Annotated in this window: 14 protein-coding genes and 1 tRNA gene; 9 read left to right on the top strand and 6 right to left on the bottom strand. The window is 67.8% G+C overall.

Translation table 11 applies throughout. From position 1 onward, the window contains the following. Nucleotides 1-35 precede the first annotated feature (35 nt). Nucleotides 36-716, bottom strand: coding sequence for a class I SAM-dependent methyltransferase (locus tag AArcCO_RS14580; RefSeq protein WP_259534219.1), 681 nt, complete (start codon nucleotides 714-716; stop codon nucleotides 36-38). A 119-nt stretch (nucleotides 717-835) separates the two neighbouring features. Here AArcCO_RS14580 and AArcCO_RS14585 point away from each other — a divergent pair, with 119 nt between their 5' ends. Next, nucleotides 836-1,417 carry a DUF7090 family protein gene (locus tag AArcCO_RS14585; RefSeq protein WP_259534220.1) on the top strand — a complete coding sequence of 194 codons (582 nt, stop codon included), beginning with the start codon at nucleotides 836-838 and terminating at the stop codon, nucleotides 1,415-1,417. Nucleotides 1,418-1,454: 37 nt separating this feature from the next. On the opposite strand, the gene npdG is transcribed toward AArcCO_RS14585, so the two are convergent. Beyond that, nucleotides 1,455-2,123 carry an NADPH-dependent F420 reductase gene (gene npdG / locus AArcCO_RS14590; protein WP_259534221.1) on the bottom strand — a complete coding sequence of 223 codons (669 nt, stop codon included), beginning with the start codon at nucleotides 2,121-2,123 and terminating at the stop codon, nucleotides 1,455-1,457. A gap of 140 nt (nucleotides 2,124-2,263) precedes the next feature. Between npdG and AArcCO_RS14595 the strand changes: the two genes are divergently transcribed. Together AArcCO_RS14595 and cgi121 are read left to right on the top strand one after the other, a co-directional pair. Then, entirely contained in the window at nucleotides 2,264-4,585 is a 2,322-nt protein-coding gene (locus tag AArcCO_RS14595; RefSeq protein ID WP_259534222.1) for an ATP-dependent DNA helicase, read from the top strand. A gap of 22 nt (nucleotides 4,586-4,607) precedes the next feature. Continuing rightward, entirely contained in the window at nucleotides 4,608-5,102 is a 495-nt protein-coding gene (cgi121, locus tag AArcCO_RS14600; RefSeq protein WP_259534223.1) for a KEOPS complex subunit Cgi121, read from the top strand. A 140-nt stretch (nucleotides 5,103-5,242) separates the two neighbouring features. Here cgi121 and cmk read toward each other — a convergent pair whose 3' ends face one another. Continuing rightward, nucleotides 5,243-5,857 (bottom strand): (d)CMP kinase, encoded by a 615-nt coding sequence (gene cmk, locus AArcCO_RS14605; RefSeq protein ID WP_259534224.1) that lies wholly within the window; start codon nucleotides 5,855-5,857, stop codon nucleotides 5,243-5,245. Nucleotides 5,858-6,009: 152 nt separating this feature from the next. On the opposite strand from cmk, the gene AArcCO_RS14610 reads away from it, so the two are divergent. Both AArcCO_RS14610 and AArcCO_RS14615 read left to right on the top strand, forming a co-directional pair. Next, a complete protein-coding gene (locus AArcCO_RS14610; protein WP_259534225.1) occupies nucleotides 6,010-6,159 on the top strand; it encodes a hypothetical protein in 150 nt (49 codons plus the stop codon). A gap of 14 nt (nucleotides 6,160-6,173) precedes the next feature. Next, nucleotides 6,174-7,166 (top strand): transcription initiation factor IIB, encoded by a 993-nt coding sequence (locus AArcCO_RS14615; RefSeq protein WP_259536466.1) that lies wholly within the window; start codon nucleotides 6,174-6,176, stop codon nucleotides 7,164-7,166. 76 nt (nucleotides 7,167-7,242) lie between these two features. Here the strand turns inward: AArcCO_RS14615 and AArcCO_RS14620 are convergent, their stop codons facing one another. Beyond that, nucleotides 7,243-8,214, bottom strand: coding sequence for a methyltransferase domain-containing protein (locus tag AArcCO_RS14620; protein WP_259534226.1), 972 nt, complete (start codon nucleotides 8,212-8,214; stop codon nucleotides 7,243-7,245). Between the two features lie 113 nt (nucleotides 8,215-8,327). Between AArcCO_RS14620 and AArcCO_RS14625 the strand changes: the two genes are divergently transcribed. From AArcCO_RS14625 to AArcCO_RS14635, 3 genes are all read left to right on the top strand, one after another. Further along, on the top strand, nucleotides 8,328-9,464 hold the full coding sequence (locus tag AArcCO_RS14625) for a glycosyltransferase (RefSeq protein ID WP_259534227.1): 1,137 nt from the start codon (nucleotides 8,328-8,330) through the stop codon (nucleotides 9,462-9,464). A 62-nt stretch (nucleotides 9,465-9,526) separates the two neighbouring features. Next, nucleotides 9,527-9,907 carry a DUF7475 family protein gene (locus tag AArcCO_RS14630; RefSeq protein ID WP_259534228.1) on the top strand — a complete coding sequence of 127 codons (381 nt, stop codon included), beginning with the start codon at nucleotides 9,527-9,529 and terminating at the stop codon, nucleotides 9,905-9,907. Further along, nucleotides 9,904-10,722 (top strand): ParB N-terminal domain-containing protein, encoded by an 819-nt coding sequence (locus AArcCO_RS14635; protein WP_259534229.1) that lies wholly within the window; start codon nucleotides 9,904-9,906, stop codon nucleotides 10,720-10,722. Before AArcCO_RS14630 ends, AArcCO_RS14635 begins: the two co-directional genes overlap by 4 nt. A gap of 28 nt (nucleotides 10,723-10,750) precedes the next feature. Here the strand turns inward: AArcCO_RS14635 and AArcCO_RS14640 are convergent, their stop codons facing one another. Together AArcCO_RS14640 and AArcCO_RS14645 are read right to left on the bottom strand one after the other, a co-directional pair. Continuing rightward, the gene (locus AArcCO_RS14640; RefSeq protein ID WP_259534230.1) at nucleotides 10,751-11,902 is read right to left on the bottom strand and encodes an MBL fold metallo-hydrolase; all 1,152 of its coding nucleotides are present in this window, start codon (nucleotides 11,900-11,902) and stop codon (nucleotides 10,751-10,753) included. A gap of 218 nt (nucleotides 11,903-12,120) precedes the next feature. Continuing rightward, nucleotides 12,121-12,193, bottom strand: a tRNA-Gln gene (locus AArcCO_RS14645). Nucleotides 12,194-12,301: 108 nt separating this feature from the next. Here AArcCO_RS14645 and AArcCO_RS14650 point away from each other — a divergent pair. Further along, nucleotides 12,302-14,806 carry an efflux RND transporter permease subunit gene (locus AArcCO_RS14650; RefSeq protein ID WP_259534231.1) on the top strand — a complete coding sequence of 835 codons (2,505 nt, stop codon included), beginning with the start codon at nucleotides 12,302-12,304 and terminating at the stop codon, nucleotides 14,804-14,806. Nucleotides 14,807-14,824: the final 18 nt, after the last annotated feature.

Here is a 14,824-nt window from a genome sequence, read left to right on the forward strand (position 1 = left end):
AGTCGGTGGCTACAGTTCGAGTTAAAGCTGGCGAGTCACGGTGCGACGCCCACCGTCAGAAGCGTCCCCCAGGTCCGGTAGCGGTCGACCATCTCCTCGCGGGTTTCCCAGTCGTCAGTCGGGAACTCCTCGGCCGGCGGGATCTCGATTTCCCGGTCAGGGATCGTGTCCTGCTCGACGACGTACAGCCCCGCCTCCCGGAACGCCTGCCGGTACTCCTCCCGGCTCCACCGGGTCATGTCGACGGTGATGTTCTCCTGCCACTCGTGGGAGGCCTCGTTTTCCTCGTAGTAGTTGACCGCACAGTAGAACGTCCCACCCGACCGGAGCACCCGTTCGACCTCCCGAAGGGTTTCGTCCGGATCCGCCGCATAATAAAATGCCTCCATCGAGAAGACGTGATCGACGCTCCCGTCGGGAAACGGGAGATCACCGAAGTCGCCGACGAGATACCCCACCGACGAGTCGTCGGTGTACGACCGGGCGTTTCGAGTCATTTCGGGCGAGCCATCCAGTCCGTACGCCCGGCCGACGCCGGCGGTCTCACGCAGCGCTCGCAGCGAGTAGCCGCTGCCGCATCCGAGATCCAGTACCGTTTCCCCCGCCTCGACGGGCATCCGAGCGAGAACGTGTTTGGCCGTGTGCCAGTGTCGCTGTTCCATCCCGCGGTCCTTGCCGGCCGCCGCCCAGGCGTCGAACTCCTCGCGAACGCTCATATGTCCGCGACGGGCGGGCGAAACAAAACGGGTTCGGACCGGACTCGAGTCCGAACCTTCCGGAGCCCCATTCTGCACTGATGTCCACGCTTAAGTTACTGGGGAGCGACCCACGTCGTATGGATTACGCCCTCGAACTCGAGGACGGGCCGGAAACGATCCCGGGGGGAACCGGACTACTGTTGTTGCACCCGAGCATCGGCGAAACCGACCGCGTCGACACCGGCTTTCTGAAGGTCGACACCGACCGATTCCTGGTGGTTTCCACCCGAACCACCGCCCGCGAAGTCGAACAGAAGCTGGAACACTACGAGGTCGACGAGACCAAAGCCGAGATCCTCGACACCCTCTCCGTCGAACGGGGCTACTCCCGACGCAAGAGCGACGACGTCCACTACGTCGGCTCGCCGGACGACCTCGCAGGGATCGTCGCAAAGGTGGAGGCGTTCCTCGAGTCGACGACCGGGAAGCGGCGGGTCTCGGTCGACTCGCTCACCGAGATGGCGTACTACGCCGACGTCGACGGCGTTCTCGACGCGACCGCGGAGATCCTCGATCTCCTGGGGGAACACGACGCGGTCGGCCTGTTTCACCTCTCGAAGGAGGTCCACGACGAGGAGACGGTCGATCGGTTCCGGGAGCTGTTCGACGGCGTCGTCGATCTCGCACCCGACGGCAACGTCTCCGTCGAGATCCAGTGACGCCCGAGCGGAAGGCCGGTGCCGAACAGACCCCGTGTCACCTGAAGCGGACGCCCAGATCGTGTAGCCCGTCGTTGTGCTGTGCGACGTTTATCAAAAGCGGCGTGAGCGCCTCCACCTCCGCCGCGTTCGCGAGCCCGCCGGCGTCCAGCGCCCGCAACCCGTCGATGTCCTCCGCGAGCAGCGTCGCGATCTCCTTTGCGCCCTCGTCGTCGCCGACCAGCAGCGTGTCGATCCCCAGCTCCGCGTCGAGGTCTGCGAGCCGGCCGGCCGAGAGGTTGTGAAACGCCCCGACGACCGACACCTCGTCGGGAACGGCCCCAGCGGCCAGTTCGGTGACGCTGCCAGCACTGGGTGGATGGGCGTGAAAGCCCGACTCGTCGCGTTTCATCCCCGTCGCCGGAGAGATCACCACGTCGGCGTCGGAAAGCGTCGACGCCACCGCCTCGACGGTGTCGGTGACGTGATACGGCGGCACCGCGAGCACGACGGCGTCGGCGCCGGCCGCCGCGTCGGCGTTATCCCGTCCCTCGATGGTGACGTCGATCCCGCGGCTGTCCAGCTCCGTCTCGTAGGCGTCGGCCTTCGTCTGCGCCCGGGTCGCCTCCCGCGAACCGATCACCAGCTCGTGGTTCGCGTGGTAGCCCCACCGGAGCGCCAGCCCTTCGCCGATATCGCCCGTGCCGCCGAGTATTGCAATTCGCATAGCGGTATCCCCGTCCGGCAGGGGTGAAAGCGTTTCGCGACGCCGGACGACTCGGGCGACCGATGAACGGAAGTAAACTCGAGTGACGACGGCACCCGACATCCGACGGTTTAAACGGGATCGGCAACCAATCCCTGGTGATGGAACCGACCGCCCTCGCGGGGCTGCCCGACGGCGTGACCGAGGCGCTCGCAGCGGAGGGAATCGAGGAGCTGTATCCGCCACAGGCGGAGGCCGTCGAGAAGGGGTTGCTCGACGGCGAGAGCCTCGTCGCCTCGGTGCCGACCGCATCGGGCAAGACGCTGATCGCGGAGCTCGCGATGCTGTCGGCGATCGAGCGCGGAGGGACCGCCCTCTACATCGTCCCGCTGCGGGCCCTCGCAAACGAGAAGAAAACGGAGTTCGAACGCTGGGAGGAGTTCGGCGTCTCGGTCGGCGTCTCGACGGGGAACTACGAGTCCGACGGCGAGTGGCTCGCCTCCCGGGACATTGTCGTCGCCACCAGCGAGAAGGTCGACTCGCTGGTCCGCAACGACGCCCGCTGGCTCTCGGATCTCTCCTGTGTGGTCGCCGACGAGATTCACCTGGTCGACGACAGTCACCGCGGGCCGACGCTGGAGGTGACGCTGGCGAAGCTGCGCCGGATCAACCCCGGGCTCCAGACCGTTGCGCTGTCGGCCACCGTGGGCAACGCCGACGTCGTCGCCGACTGGCTCGACGGGGAACTCGTCCGGTCCGACTGGCGACCGATCGACCTCCGGATGGGCGTCCACTACGGCAACGCGATCAACTTCGACGACGGCAGCCAGCGCGAGGTGCCCGTCGGCGAGGGACAGCGACAGACCGAAGCGCTCGTGGCCGACACGCTCGATGAGGAAATCGACGGCCAGGGCGGCTCCCTGCTCGTGTTCGTCAACTCCCGGCGCAACGCCGAGTCGGCCGCCCGCCGGCTCGCGGGCGTCACGGACCCCCGGCTGACCGCCGACGAACGGAACCGCCTCGAGGAACTCGCCGCCGAGATCCGCGACGGCTCTGACACCGACACCGCCGAATCGCTGGCCGACTGCGTCGCCCGCGGCGCGGCGTTTCACCACGCTGGGCTCACCGGCGACCACCGCCAGGCCGTCGAGTCGGCGTTCCGCGAGCGCCTGATAAAGGTGATCTGTGCGACGCCAACCCTCGCGGCGGGCGTCAACACGCCCGCGCGTCGGGTGATCGTCCGGGACTGGCGGCGCTACGACGGCGAGTTCGGCGGGATGCAACCGCTCGACGCCCTGGAGATCCACCAGATGTGCGGCCGGGCCGGACGGCCGGGACTGGATCCGTACGGCGAGGCGGTGCTGCTCGCCTCGGACGCCGAGACGATGGACGAACTGTTCGAACGGTACGTCTGGGCCGACCCCGAGCCCGTCCGGTCGAAGCTCGCAGCCGAACCCGCCCTCCGCACCCACGTCCTCTCGACGATCGCCTCCGGCTTCGCGGCCTCCCGGAGCGAACTACTGTCGTTCCTCGATCGAACACTGTACGCCACCCAGACAGCCGATCCCGGACGGCTCGAGGACGTCACCGACACCGTGATCGACTACCTCGAGGCGAACGGGTTCCTCGAACGGGACGCCACCGACGGGGGCGGCGACACGCTCACAGCGACGAGTCTGGGCCACACCGTCTCCCGGCTCTATCTGGATCCGATGTCGGCAGCCGAGATCGTCGACGGACTGCGAGACCGGGAGAGTGAAACCGAGGACCCACCCACCGCGCTCGGTCTGTACCACCTTGTGAGCCGGACCCCGGACATGTACGAACTGTATCTGAAATCCGGCGATCGGGAGCAGTACACCGAACTCGCCTACGAGCGGGAGGGAGAGTTCCTCGGGGCGATGCCCTCGGAGTTCGAGGACGTTCGGTTCGAAGACTGGCTCGCCGCGCTGAAGACCGCGAAACTGCTCGAAGACTGGGCGAGCGAGGTCGACGAGGACCGGATCACGGAGCGATACGGCGTCGGCCCGGGCGACATCCGCGGGAAAGTCGAGACCGCCGAGTGGCTGTTGCGGGCGGCAGAACGGCTGGCCGGCGAGGTGGGTGTCGACGCCGTCCCGGTCCGGGAGGCCCGGAAGCGCGTCGAGTACGGCGTCCGGGAGGAACTGCTGGATCTGGCGGGCGTTCGGGGCGTCGGGCGCAAGCGCGCTCGCCGGCTGTTCGAGGCCGGAATCGAGACCCGGACGGAGCTCCGGGAGGCGGACAAAAGCGTCGTGCTGGCGGCGCTGCGGGGGCGTCCACGGACGGCCGAACGGATCCTCGAAAACGTCGGCCGGGAGGACCCATCGATGGACGGCGTGCGCGAGGACACCGAGGCGACGGCCGCGGTCGCCGGCGAGGGCGACGATAGCGACGGCGGACGCAGTCGCGAGCGGGGAGGCACGGCCGACGAGAGCCAGTCGAACCTGGGTGATTTCGGATGACGGCGCGTTCGGAGGTGGTGAAATGAAACTCGTGGAGGGAGTCGCCCACGTAGACGACCTCGAGGAGTTCCTGGCGGCGGTCGACCGGATCACCGCAGAGACCGGCGCGATCGTCCAGGTGTTCGACGCCCGGTACGTCGTCTCCCGGGAGCAGCTGGAACGGGCGGTCGAGCTCGCCGAGCGCGCCCGCGACCGCGGTGAGGAGATCGCCCGCGATCCGGCCGTCGAGATCCTCCTGTATGCGGCCGGGCGCCGCCAGATCGATCGGGCCCTGGAGATGGGGATCGAGGAGGGAGAAACCCCCGCAGTCGCCGTCGTCGTCGGGAACGACGGCGACGAATCGGCGGCCGCAGCGGCGCTGGGGTCACTGTTCGCCGACGCCGACACGCTCGGCGAGTACGACGAGACGCGCGTGCGGGAGTTCTTCGACGTCTCCACCGCCGAACTCGCCGCCGTCGACGGCGGGCTGGCTGACGTCGTGCTCGAACGGGTGGCGCTTCTGGACGTCGAAAAGTGAGCGACCCGACCCGGGCTGGTTCGCCTTAACAGTAGTTGGCAATATGACCAGCATTTATATACGAAACCGGAGTACTCGAACGTGGAACGCTAGTTTGCGGGTTCCGACCCGAATAAAGAAGATCGAATTGCCAACAACTGTTAAATCTCCAGTTCCGGCGTCGGGAACGCCCCCTCGTCGACCTGCGAGTCGTACTCCTCGATGGCCCGCAACACGATGTCCAGCGTTCCCCCCGGGCTCCAGCGGGCCGTGTTAATGACCAGGTCGTAGATCGACCGATCCGAGAGGTCGATCCCGTAGTAGGACTCGTACCGCTGGCTTTCGATTACCTCCCTGACTTGCATCTCCGCCCCGCGCTCCTCGCGATCCTCCGTGCGCTCGAGGCGTACCTCCTCGGGGGCGTCCAGCCAGATCCGCAGATCCGCCCGATTGCCGGCGAGCCAGCCGGCGAGACGCGATTCCAACACGAACGCCTTGTTTGTCGACCCCCACTTCTCGGCGATCGTCCGGAGCCGACGATCGATCGCCCGGTCGAGTTCGTCCGACTCGCTCGCCCTGGCGGTCAGCTGCGAGAGGCTCAGGTCCCGCTCGGTTGCGATCTCCCGGAACACCTCGCCGCCGGAGACCCACCCGCAGTCCAGCGCCGCCGACAATCCCTCACACAGGGTGGTCGCCCCACACCCCGGCGGCCCCGAAACGGTGATAAAGAGGTTGGCGTCGAGTTCCCGCTCCGTGGTCCGATCGGTCGATGACATGACTCGGCTATCGGCACCCGAGGTGTTAAACGTCCCCGCGTGGGGCGGCCCCGATCGTCTACCGTTCGCAACGGAGTATAATTACTTTTGGTTTCGTTAACTGTTATTTGGAACTAATAAACTTTACATCATTGGGTGTGTTATCTACAGTCATGACGATCGAACGCGCGGACGGGACCACACGGACGAAACAGACGATTGCGACGGAATGTGTCGCGACTACGAGTGAACGGGCGAGGATACGGGAGCGACTCGCCAGCGATCCACCGACTGTCCACCGATCGGGAGGTGAAGACGGGTGACGAAGTCGGGGTCGATCAGAGAGTCGACGAAAGAGCGACCGCGTGAGCACGGCACCCGGGAGCAGGAGAACTGCCCGGAGTGCGCCGGACCGCTCGTCGTCCGCGAGGACGACGGGGAGACGGTCTGTGACGACTGCGGGCTGGTTACCAGGGAGGCGGCGCTGGATTCGGGTCCCGAGTGGCGGGCGTACGACGCCGCCGAACGGGAAAAGAAATCCCGAGTCGGCGCGCCGTCGACGGAGCTGCTCCACGACCGGGGGCTGTCGACGACCATCGGGTGGGACGACCGGGACGCTCACGGACGGACACTGGATTCCCGAAAGCGACGGCAGCTCGCGCGGCTCAGGCTGTGGGACGAGCGGTTCCGGACCAAGGACGCGCACGAACGGAACCTCAAACACGCGCTCGGCGAAATCGACCGGATGGCGTCCGCACTCGGCGTGCCCGATCCGGTTCGAGAGACCACCGGCGCGATCTATCGTCGGGCACTGAACGACGATCTACTTCCGGGTCGGTCGATCGAGGGGATGGCTACCGCTGCGCTGTACGCGGCTGCCCGGCTGGACGGGGTCGCTCGGTCGATCGAGGAGGTGACAGCGGTCAGTCGGGTCGATGGGATGGAGGTGAAACGGACCTACCGGTATCTCTCCCGCGAACTCGAACTCGAGGTCCCCCCGACCCATCCCGCGGAGTATCTCGGTCGGTTCGCCTCCGACCTCGGCTGCACCGACGAGACCGAACGCCGCGCGCGGGAGCTCATCGACGCCGCGACCGAACGAGGGGTCCACAGCGGCAAACATCCGGTCGGAATCGCCGCGAGTGCCCTGTATGCCGCCGCAACGCTGACCGACGAGGAGGTGACCCAGTACGATGTGTCCGACGTCGCGAACGTGAGCGAGGTCACGATCCGGAACCGGTACCGCGAGGTGCTGGAGGCGGGCGCGTCCGAGGGCGTCGTCGACGACGATAGCTTCACGAACGAGGGGACCGAGGAGGCCGACGCCTGACTGCGAGGACAACCGATCGAGGCCACCTGTTCCGCGGCGACGCCGGTGCAGTGACGGCATCTCCCCCGAATCCGTCTCACGACGGCGCCCGATAGAGCAGATCGTACTGGTGGGCGACGTAGGCAAGCTCCGCCGTCGCGAGTTGTCGCCGGCGCGTCTCAAGCCAGTCGTCGAATCCGTCCCGGTCCAGTTCCGGAACCGTCGAGGCCGCCGGATCGACCGCACCGTCGACGAACGAGAGGATCCGAGAGACGAACCAGCGCTCGTCCAGGGGATACCCGCCAGTCGCTCCGTCCCGGGGCCGGACGATCCAGTCGGAAGCGTTCGCCGCGAGGAGCGTGCCGTCACGGTCGGCCAGACGCGAGAGCGCGGCCCGTCCCGCACGGCTGTTCCGCCCGTCGACGGCGTCGATTGCGTCGTGATAGGCTCGCTCGACGGCGTCGTCGAGCGGGTGGTCGGGAGCGAACAGCGTCCCGCCGTCGAACGTGATCGGCAGGTACGCCAGGCCGCCGGGCGCGAGCGCAGACTCGATCGCCTCGATCGTCGGCTCCAGCGGTGCCACGTCGAGGAACGCCCCCGCGACGACGAGGTCCGCGCCGCGTTCGCCCGATATCCGTTCCTCCCCGCCGCGTTCGCCCGATGTCCGTTCCTCCCCGCCGCGTTCGTTCGCTCGTTGCGAGAGCAGTTCGAGCGCGTCACCTGTCTCGAAGGCGAACTGTACCTCGACCGGGCGACTCTCCCGGGAGGCCTCGATCCGTCCGCCGCGTTGGGTGTCGACCGCCTCGTATCCCCGATAGCGGAGCTCCTTCGGACGAGCGTCGCGTGCGAACGCGATCACTCGGGGGTCGCGATCGACGCCGAGGTAGTCGAACGCCCGGACGCCCCACGACAGCAGTCGGGGGACGGTCACCCCTGTTCCGCAACCCGCCTCGAGCACCCGCGGCGCTCGGGGGAGCCCCGCCAGTAGTGCCGCGCGCACCCGCCTCGAGAGCGCCCGCCGGTCGACGGATCGCTTCGCCTCGAGGTATCTGGGCTCGGCGTGGTCCATCGTCCCCAACTGTGTGGCGCTTCTCATCAACGTTCGGGTCAGGGGGCGGCTGGGTTGGTCCCGAGACGAGAACGGTCCGTGAGCTTGATTGCAGTTCCGCCCCCCGTTGGACCATGGCGAGGGTGGCGGTCGTCCACAACACGCTGGATTTCCGGGGCGGCGCCGACGTCGTCGCGCTGTCGGTCTGTGACGCGCTCGACGCCGGCCACCGGGGGAGCCACGACGTCGATCTGTTCACAATCGCGGAAACCGACCCCGACGAACTGGCGCCGCGGTTCGGACTCGACGTCGACGTTCCGGTCTGTGAGCCCCCCATGGCCGATCGGATCGCCCGGACGCTGGGAACGCTCACTCCACAGATCGGTCCCCAGATGGCCGCCAGGAGCGCTCTCGTCTCGCGGTTCTTCCGACGTCACGCCGACGGCTACGACCTCGCGGTGAGCACCACCAACGAACTCTCGCTTCCGCTACCCTCCGTGCAGTACGTCCACTTCCCGCAGTTTTCCCTCGGCCGTCTCCCGGACCGGTTCGACGCCGACCCAGGTCGGTTCGACTGGCTGTGGGCCCGACTAAGTGCGCCGACGCCCGGGGAACTCCCCGATGACGCGACGTTCGTGGCCAACTCCGAGTGGACCGCAGACGCTGTCGAGGCGATCTACGGCCGGTCGGCCGCCGTCGTCTACCCGCCCGTCCGGCCGATCCCGGGGCCACGGCCCTGGGAGGAGCGGGAGCTCGGAGCGGTGGTCGTCGGACGGATCGCACCCGATCGACGGACGTTCGAGGCGATCGACGTCGTCGACCGCGTTCGCGACCGGGGTCACGACCTCCACCTCCACGTGGTCGGCACCGCTCCGCGGGCGTACCGGCCGTACGTCGACCGGGTTCGTCGGGCGGCACGAGGACGGCCGTACGTCCACCTCGAGACGGACGTCCCGCGGGATCGGCTCGAGGCGCTGCTGCGGTCCCACCGATACGGGCTGAACGTCCGTCCGGACGAGTCGTTCGGAATCGGCGTCGCGGAGTTCCGCGCGGCGGGGATGATCGCGTTCGCCCCCGACGCCGGCGGGCAGCGGGAGGTGCTCGATGGCCGATCCGACAGGCTCTTCGAATCGCTCGAAGAGGCCGTCGATCTCCTCTCGGCGTCGATCGAATCGGGAGATCGTCCCGGGATGCCGACGGATCGATTCGGGCCCGACCGGTTCCGATCCGAGATCCGAACGCTCGTCGCGGACGCACTGGCTGAACTGTGAGGTTCCGTCAGTCCTGTCGTTTCGACGGTCGCGTTTATGATCCCGGGATGCTATCATGGACCATGGTCCAGTTCGAGCTCGATTTCGATTCGCTGACCGGCCTTCACTGGTTCGGCGTCGGTTGCGCGGCGGTGACGGGCGTCATTCACCTCTGGTTGGGCGTCGAGTTCATCGACAGCCCGATGGGGTGGAGCTTCCTGGCGGCCGGCCTGGGGTTTTTCGGCGCCATCGGTCTGCTGCTCGTTGGCGTCCGTCGGCGCCTGCTGTATCTGGTCGGCATCCCGTACACCGGAATCCAGATCCCGCTGTGGTGGATCGCCAACGACATCGTGGTTGCTGACCTGTTCGAACCCGGGATCGGCGTGTTCGACAAGCTGGTGCAGTTGCTGTTGATCGGTACGCTGGTCATCCTCTACCGTCGCGAGCGGGACGTCCCACAGTGAGCGATCGAACCGTGGCCGGAACCCACAGCTGGACCGCACGGCTCCGGGCCTCGTTCAAGCGGCGGATGGTGTGGCCCCTCGCGGGTCGTCTCGTCCGGACGCCCGCCTGGGACGCAGCGCTCGTGGGGTACGCCGCGGTCGCGTCCGCCGGGTTCCGTCCCGGCAGGCGGACCGACGCCGATCCGCTTGCACTGCGGTGGATCGATCCGGCCCGACCGCTGGCGGACGCACTGCCGCCGGCGCCGGAACGCCCACCGATCGGTCGCGTCGAGGGGGGCGACTGGGATCTGGTCGACGACCGGTTCGCCGATCGGCCGGTCCCGCGGGCGATCGAGTTGCGCTTCCGGGAGGGGAAGCCGTGGGAGGAAACGCCGCTTTCGGATCACGTTCGCGATCAGGTCGAGCGATTCGGCGACGCCTGGGGCCACGTCGAAGAGGCGTTCGAACGGCGGTCCAGGGAGATAGAAGCGCTGTACGAAGCAATGCGAGCCGACGGCTACCGCACCCAGGCCGAACTCACAGCCCGCGGCGATGGCGGCCCGGGACCGCCGCCGGTTCCGACGCTGGGGGAGATCACCGTCGACGTCGGCCGCGACGGGAGGCTCTGCTGGCGGCGCAACGGGCAACACCGGCTGGCGATCGCCCGGGTGCTCGGGATCGATCGGGTGCCGGTGCTCGTGGCCCGACGACACGAGGAATGGCAGGACGTGCGCGACCGGATCCGTGACGGCGGTGTCGGAGCCGTGGATCCGACTCTCGTCGGACACCCTGACCTCGCCGACCTGACCGGCTCGGCCGGGGTCGCTGGCCCGTGACTGTCGTCGAAACCCCCGACCTCGCCCGTCAGTCGCCGGTCGCCGCGCAGTTGTTCGGGCCGAGTTCCAGTTCGACCGTCCGCTGTTCGTCACCCGGTGGTTCCCGACTCGCGTTGACGTCGATGATCGTCTCGTAGTTCGGCGGCTTCTCGGGGACCGACTCGGTCACCCGGCTCACGAACGTTTCCCTGTCGACCGCCAGGAGGTCGACGCCGGTCCGGACCGCGCCGATCGTCGCCGCCACCGGCTCGCCGGGCGTCACCGCGGTCGTCCCGTCGGCGTCGATGGCGAAGTGACCCGGAAGCACCGTGATCGAATCCGGTTCTGCCAGGAGTGTCCAGTGGAGGGAATCGTACAGGAGCTTCGCCCCTTCGGCGGCGTCGCCCTCGCCGAACTGTAGTTCGGTCCGGCCAACCGAATCGACGAAGAGGGTATCGCCGGTCACTACGGCCTCGGCGTCGACGAGATAGCTCACGGCCTCGGAGGTGTGTCCCGGCGTCTGGATCGCCTTCACGGATACGTCACCGACGCGCACGACCTCGTTGCGCTCCAGCGGTCGGTAGTCGACGGTGACGCCCCGGTCGCTGGCGTCGGCGCCGAGGTAGTACGTCGCGCCGACGTGATCGGCGAGTTCCCGTCCCCCGGAGAGGTGATCCGCGTGGACGTGGGTGTCGAGGACGGCCTCGATCGTGTACCCGCGATCGCTCGCGAGGGCGGCGAATTTCTCGACGTGCCGCGTCGCGTCGACGACCGCGGCGACCTCGGCAGCCGGATCGGCGATCAGATAGCCCAGACAGCCTTTCGCCCGGCGCTGGAACTGGACGATCTCGACGTCGCCGTCGGTCGGCACGTCCACGACGTCGTACACCTCGCTCCATCCCTGCATCCCTCCCTCGACGACGGTCACCTCCCCGTAGCCGCTGTCCTCGAGTCGCTTTGCGATGTCGAACGACGATACGCCTTTCGCACAGATGGTGACGATCTCGTCGTCAGGCGAGAGTTCCGTCTGTGCCCGGAACTCCGCGGGGTCGAACTCGAAATCCGGCTTGTACGTGTACTGGATCGCGTCCCGGATGTGCCAGGCGTCGTAGCTGTCGTCCGGACGGGTGTCCAGCAGGGCAAACGACCGTCCCTCGTCGATCCAGTCCCGGAGACGCGCAGGTGTGATCGTTTCGACCATGCAGATGGTACGGACTCACACTCCATATACTGTGGCAAGACCGAGATGCCCCTTGCTGTTTAGGTTCCCTCGACTATTCGTTCTCACTTCGTTCGAACAGAATAGTCCCACCAGGATATCGAACCGGAACCAGACGTGCTCGCTCACCCTCGTTCGCTGCGCGCGACTGGTAGGGCTCGAATCCCTCGACTATTCGTCCTCACTTCGTTCGAACAGAATAGTCCCACCAGGATTCGAACCTGGGTCGCGAGCCCCAGAAGCTCGCAGGATTGGCCACTACCCCATGGGACTGCACTCGTCGGTTGGTCTCAGTTCCGTTTAGATGTTGCGATCCAGACCGACTGCCACCCGGTGGGATGCAAAGGAAGCGGTAAGTGATCCGGGGATCTACGCCTCGCCATGCGGGACCCGGTCGCGTGGTATCTGTCGATCTTTCGGAGACGCCGACGGGCGATCGTCGTCGTGCTGTTGCTCGCGACCGTCGTCGTCGGCGCCGGTGCGGCCGGGCTCTCGGGCGATCTCGCGATCGTCGAGTTCGACGCCGACTCCGAGGCGGCCGCTGCCGACGAGTACGTCGACCGCCACTTCGTGACCGACAGCAGGACAGTCACGCTGGTGGTCCTTCACGGCGAGAACACGCTCACCCGGGAATCGCTGGCGGAGAGCCTCGAGTTCCAGCGGGCGGTCCGCGAGAACGACACCGTCGCCCCGACGCTCGTGAAGCGTCGACCAACCGTCGGGACTGGCTCGGCCTTCGTCGAGACGTATCTCCGGTCGCTCGGGGCGTTCGGAACGCTCACGATTGAGGACAAACAACGGACGTTCGCCACGTTCGACGAGGAGGAACTCACAACGGAGCTCCCGGCAGCGATCGAAAGCGACCGTCCGATCCTCGGACCGGGGACGACCGCGAGGACCCTGTTGCCGACCGACTATCGGACCGGTTCGACCCAGGCGGACGCCCGTCTCGTGGTCGTCGTTCACGACGCCGACGTGGAGCCGGCGGCGCTTTTGGACGCCCAGCTGGCCATCGAGGACCTGGCCGACGACCACCTGGCGTCCACGGACCAGTTCGTCTTCGGGCAGGCGCTCGTCGAACGGCGGGCCTCCGCCGCGACGGAAGCGGCGTTTTCGGTGCTGGGACCGCTGGCGCTGGTCGTCATCGTGGGGCTGTTGCTGGTGGCGTACCGGGATCCCGTCGACGTCGCGGTGACGCTGTTCGGGCTCGGCGTCGTGCTGGTCTGGACCGCCGGGTTCGTCGGCTGGACCGGGATCCAGCTCACCCAGCTGCTCGTTGCGGTGCCGTGGCTGCTCGTCGGCCTCGCCATCGACTACGGGTTGCACGTGGTGATGCGGTATCGGGAGACCCGGGAGGCGGGAACGGCGGACCCGGTGACGGCGATGACAGCCGGGCTGGCGGGCGTCCTGGTGGCGATCGGCGTGACGACTCTCACGACCGCCGCCGGGTTCCTCTCGGGGGTGTTCGGCCCGTTCCCGGCAGTGAGAGAGTTCGGCGTCGTCGCCGCCTTCGGGATCGTCGCTGCGTTTCTCGTCTTCGGCGGGCTGGTGCCGGCGCTCAAACTCGAACTCGACGAATTGCTGGATCAGGACGACCGGACGCGCCCAGTGGGACGGCTCCCGGCCGTGGAACGCCTCCTTTCGGTCGGTGTCCTCGGAGCCAAACGCGCCCCGGTAGCGGTCGTGGCGGTTGCGCTGCTCGTGACGCTTGCGGGCGCCTACGGGGCTGCACACGTCGACACGTCGGTCGACCGGACGGACTTTTACCCGGGCGACCCGCCCGACTGGGTCTCGCTGTTTCCGGGCGGTGGCGACGCGACCGACCGCGAGGGGCCCGGGAGCCTCCGCGAGCAGGCGGCGTTCCTCGACGAGCGGTTCGAAATCGCCGGCGGGGACCAGCGCGTGGAGATCCTGATACGCGGGGCGGTGACGAGCGAGGCGGGCGTACGGGCGATCCACGCGGCCGAACAGGGGGCGCTCGAGACCGGCGTCCTGCGCGGCGACGATCCGGAGGCGTCGGTGTACACCCCGTTCGACGCCGTCGACAGGATCGCGGCGTTCGACGACGACGTCGAGGCGGAACGGTCGGCGGCCGACCGGACCGGCGACGGCCGGCCGGACGGTGACGTGACCGCCCTCTTCGATGCCGCCTTCGACACCGATCCGGACACGATGGCCGGAGTCGTCAATCGCGACGCGGACGGCGACTACCGGGCCGTCAGAGTGACCGTCGTCGTCGACAGCGGCGCCGACGCCAGGACCGTGGCCGCCGACCTCCGCGAGGTCGCCGCGTCGGCCGACGAGGAACCTGGCGTCACCGCGACGGCGACCGGAGCGCCGGTCGTGCGGGCCGACGCACAGACGGCGCTGCTCCGCCAGCTGATCGAGTCGTTCGCGATCGCGCTGGCCGTGACGTTCCTGCTTTTGGTGGCGCTGTTCCGGCGCCGGTTCGACAGTGCAAGCCTCGGCGCGACGACGGCGATCCCGGTCGTGTTCGCGCTCTCGTGGGTGCTCGGAACGATGTCCCTGCTCGAGATCCCGTACAACGCCGAGACGGCGATCATCACCGGGATCGCAATCGGGCTCGGCGTCGACTACGCGATCCACGTCAGTGCGCGCTACCAGCAGGAACGGGAGGCACAATCCCAGAATCGCTCCGACACGGGGGAGCCGACCGCCGCGCTCTCGCGGGCGGTTCGGGACACCGGCGGCACGCTGTTTGCAAGCGCCGTCACCACGGCCGCCGGGCTCGGCGTGTTGCTGTTTACGTTCGTCCCGTCGCTCCAGCGGTTCGGGCTCGTGATGATCCTGGTCGTCGGCTACGCGTTCCTTGCGTCGGTGGTGCTACTGCCGAGCCTGCTCGTCTTGTACTCGCGGTATCGGTGAGAACTGGCGGTCGGCGGG

It is taken from the genome of Halalkaliarchaeum sp. AArc-CO (assembly GCF_024972735.1).
Taxonomy (GTDB): domain Archaea; phylum Halobacteriota; class Halobacteria; order Halobacteriales; family Haloferacaceae; genus Halalkaliarchaeum.